Raw genomic sequence first — 3,304 nt, 5'->3', positions numbered from 1 at the left:
AAAAGGGCACGGTCGAGCAGACGTGGGAGTTTGGCAAGGAGCGCGGATTTGACTTTTACAGCGCGGTTACGAGCGTCGTGGAGTGGCAAAAAGATAAAAGCACGTATTTCATCTCAAGCTCGAACGTCTATCTGCTAAAGCCCGGTAAAACTATCAAAATGGTGCTCGTGGAGATCGATCCAAAGACAAATGACATCAAATTTGAGATGGACGTTGAGTCCGCGTCTAGAGACGACGTAGCCTACCGCGCGATGGTGATCGATCCGAATATCTTTGAGTATTAAAATTTGACCTTTCTGGTTTAGTTTTTCTAGCCGCTGTCAAAACCGGGCGCGCGGCTGGATTTGAGATTTACGCGGCGAGTAAAATTTGAAAGAAAATTCGGTTCGCCGCTTTGTTTAAATTTGACTCGTCAAATTTACCGAGTTTAGCCCGCTTAATCTCAAATTTACCCTTTATTTTATACAATCTTTAAAAATTACCGTAAAGGAAATTCGATGAAAACGATCTCCAAGATTATACGAGCTCTAGCCGCCGTTTGCTTGCTTAGCGTAGGTGCAAACGCGCTAGAGGAGGGCACGGACTACCAAGCGCTAGAAAAGCCGCTAAACGTACCAAAAGATAGCGTCGTAAAGGTGTTTAGCTACGAGTGCGTCCACTGCTACAAATTTGACCGAAGCGTCACGCCAAAGCTATTTAGCGAGCTAGACGGAGTTAAATTTATCCCGTATCACTTAAAAACCAAGGGCAAGCTCGGCGAAACGGCGAGTAAAATTTTTGCCGCGATGATCGTTTTGGACGAGGCTAGCGACGTTAGCTTGCTTAGCGACAAGTCCAAATTTAAAAAAGCCAAATTTGCGATCTATAAGGCTACTCACGACAAGGACGATGATTTTAACGGCGGCAAAGATAAGGCAAGATTTATCCAGACGGCTCTTAGCGCGGCGGGCGTGAGCGATGCGGACTACGACAAGGCTCTAGCTAGCCAGCGCGCGCAAGAAATTTTAAAAGCTTGGGATGATAGCTACGATGTGGCCAAGATCCAGGGCGTGCCCGCATACGTGGTCGGCGGCAAGTATCTGATAAACGTGAAGGCGATCGGCTCGGTAGACGCGATGGCGGCGGCAGTGAAGGAGCTGCTAGCAAAATAATGGACTACAATATCGAGAACAAGGGCTTTGTCTGCTTTGTGTATAACTTGCAGCGAAAGCGGGCGTTTTGGGCGGCGTCGCTCGCGGTTTTGGCGATCAAATTTATATTGTGCGAGCTGTTTTTGGGCGGCGCGGTTGCGGACGTGCTTGTAGCGAAGCTGCGCTTTGCGACGCTATTTGCTGCGTTTGGCGTATGCGTGGCGATGTGCGCGCCTAAGGTTTTTGGCGTCAAGCTTGCGGGATTTTTCCTGATTTTTTTGGGTGTGATATTTGGGCTTGATTACTCTACGAGTGATTTTGGCGGTGTTAGCGAGATTAGTTTTCCTTTTGCGCTACCGCTAAACGAAATTTGCCCGAGCCTTTTTGCGCCTGATTTTAGTGCGGCGAACGAGGCTGGATTTATCAAATTTTATGCATGGGCGAATTTTGCGTTTTTTGCGGTGTTTGGGGCGTTTTGTTTGGTGATGATTTTGAGCTGGTTTGTGTATAACGCGCGCAGTAGCGAAATCAATCAAATTTAGATTTTGGATTCCCCGCGCTTGACGGATTTCAAAAGTAGTTTTTGATTAAGGCGCTCGGTCACATACTATATGTATGCTCCCGTCACGCCTAATCAAAAACTATTTAAACTACGCCTACCGACGTCTGGAATATTTATCTCATAGCTTACTAAATTTGCAAATTTGACGTTTTCAAGATGCGGGTATGGGCGACTCAAAATGACAAATTTGACTTTAAATTTGAACGTAAAATATCAAGGCGAAATATCGTGAGATGATTTTTAATGTTGTTGCAGTTTTTGCGACAAAGGCTAACCAAATAGGTTGCCGCAGGAGCAAAAACAAAACTCATTAAAAAGCGCTCGCGAGCCAAGCCGCAAATCAAATTTAGCGTTTAACGCCAAATTTGAACGTAGAAATTTCAAGGTGAAGTATTTTTGTCATAGACGAGGCGGATGAGCGAGGGCAAAGGAGCGTATATATAATACGTGACTGCAGCCCGCAGCGAGATCCAACGAAGTATAGGGCAAAAAGGCAAGCCGCGAAGTTAAATTTACTCGCCGCTTAGCAGGATATATCCGCTCTCGCTGATATTCTTAAACCTCACCCCCAGCTCCCGCTTTAGCCGCAGCACGACGTTTTGTATCGCGCCTTTGCTGGGCAGCTCGCCCTCATAGACGAACTCCTCGATCATCTCGTAGCTCACGAGCTTGTTTAGATTATACGCAAAGAGCCAAAAGAGCTTGTTTTGCAAAAATGATAGATAGATCTCCTCGCCGTTTTTGTAGATCTTTTCTTTAGCGAGATTTATGCTAGTTTGCGGGCTTAAGCGCACGAGCTTTTCGTCCTTTTCGTAGGTTAGAGCCACGAGCAGACGGCAAAGCGCGGCGATATCGACGGGCTTTTTTAGAAACGACGCCGCGCCGTGTTCGATGCTTTTAATGAGGTTATCGTCGGTGTCGTAGGAGGTAAAGACGATAAATTTTTGCGCGGGCTTTATGCGTATCATCTCCTTCATCATCTCAAAGCCGTTCATCGCGGGCATGTGGATATCGGTGATGACGATGGCGGGGGCTAGCTTTTTAAAGCGCTCCAGCCCCTCTAGCCCGTCCGCTGCACCCCAAACGCTAAGGCAGTAGGGCTTTAGCCCGCCTATTAGCAGCTCCCTTGCGATCTCGTCGTCCTCGACGATGAGGACGGTCAGGTCTTTAAGTAGCTTTAAATGCTCTTGCATCTCACTCCTTTAAATTTATCTCAAAGCTCAGCTCAAACGTCGTCGGATCGCCCGCGCTTAGCAGCTTGACGTCGCCTGAAAGCTTTTCGTTTGCTAGCTTTTTACCGAAATACAGCCCGATGCCGCTTCCTTGCTTTTTGGTGGTTTTTGGCTGGGTTAAAATTTTATCCCGAGCCGCCCTGCTCACGCCGCTGCCGTAGTCTGTGACGGATATTTTGCACATGCCGTTTTCAAATTGACTTCGATAAAAATTTGCCGCTGGGCGATCTCGTCTTTGTACCGTTCCACGACCGCGTCTTTGGCGTTGTGTATGAGGATGAGTAAAATTTGCTGCACGATGCCCATTCGCTGAGTCGCTTGCTCATCTTTAAACTCGCGCAGGCTTACCGCGACGTTTGCCTTGCTAAGCTCGGTGTGCA

At 47.5% G+C, this 3,304-nt stretch carries 5 protein-coding genes and 1 pseudogene; 3 read left to right on the top strand and 3 right to left on the bottom strand.

The features are described 5' to 3' along the window. The 3 genes from Q0394_RS05730 to Q0394_RS05720 all read left to right on the top strand — a co-directional run. The coding region (locus Q0394_RS05730) for an aryl-sulfate sulfotransferase (protein ID WP_298946059.1) at nt 1–284 on the top strand (284 nt) is incomplete at its 5' end. Between the two features lie 213 nt (nt 285–497). Next, nucleotides 498–1,151: a thiol:disulfide interchange protein DsbA/DsbL gene (locus tag Q0394_RS05725; protein ID WP_298946057.1), complete on the top strand. Its 654-nt coding sequence runs from the start codon at nt 498–500 to the stop codon at nt 1,149–1,151. Continuing rightward, complete coding sequence (locus Q0394_RS05720; protein ID WP_298946055.1) at nt 1,151–1,672, top strand: hypothetical protein; 522 nt, start codon at nt 1,151–1,153, stop codon at nt 1,670–1,672. The genes Q0394_RS05725 and Q0394_RS05720 overlap by 1 nt, the downstream gene beginning before the upstream one ends. A gap of 532 nt (nt 1,673–2,204) precedes the next feature. On the opposite strand, the gene Q0394_RS05715 is transcribed toward Q0394_RS05720, so the two are convergent. From Q0394_RS05715 to Q0394_RS05705, 3 genes and pseudogenes are all read right to left on the bottom strand, one after another. Continuing rightward, a complete protein-coding gene (locus tag Q0394_RS05715) occupies nt 2,205–2,885 on the bottom strand; it encodes a response regulator (protein ID WP_298946053.1) in 681 nt (226 codons plus the stop codon). Nucleotide 2,886: 1 nt separating this feature from the next. Next, the gene (locus Q0394_RS05710) at nt 2,887–3,072 is read right to left on the bottom strand and encodes a hypothetical protein (protein WP_298946051.1); all 186 of its coding nucleotides are present in this window, start codon (nt 3,070–3,072) and stop codon (nt 2,887–2,889) included. Continuing rightward, nucleotides 3,069–3,304 (bottom strand): annotated as a pseudogene (locus Q0394_RS05705) (hypothetical protein); the annotation flags it as partial. The pseudogene Q0394_RS05705 and the gene Q0394_RS05710, both read right to left, overlap by 4 nt.

It is taken from the genome of uncultured Campylobacter sp. (genome assembly GCF_938039205.1).
In the GTDB taxonomy this organism is placed as follows: Bacteria; Campylobacterota; Campylobacteria; order Campylobacterales; family Campylobacteraceae; genus Campylobacter_A.
The sequence above is the reverse complement of the archived record's forward strand: the minus strand, read 5'-3'. Positions and strand labels throughout refer to the sequence as shown.

Excerpts from the sequence above, each read along its gene's own strand:
- Q0394_RS05725 (WP_298946057.1), top strand. The coding sequence starts at position 498 with ATGAAAACGATCTCCAAGATTATACGAGCTCTAGCCGCCGTTTGCTTG.
- Q0394_RS05720 (WP_298946055.1), top strand. The coding sequence starts at position 1,151 with ATGGACTACAATATCGAGAACAAGGGCTTTGTCTGCTTTGTGTATAAC.
- Q0394_RS05715 (WP_298946053.1), bottom strand. The coding sequence starts at position 2,885 with ATGCAAGAGCATTTAAAGCTACTTAAAGACCTGACCGTCCTCATCGTC.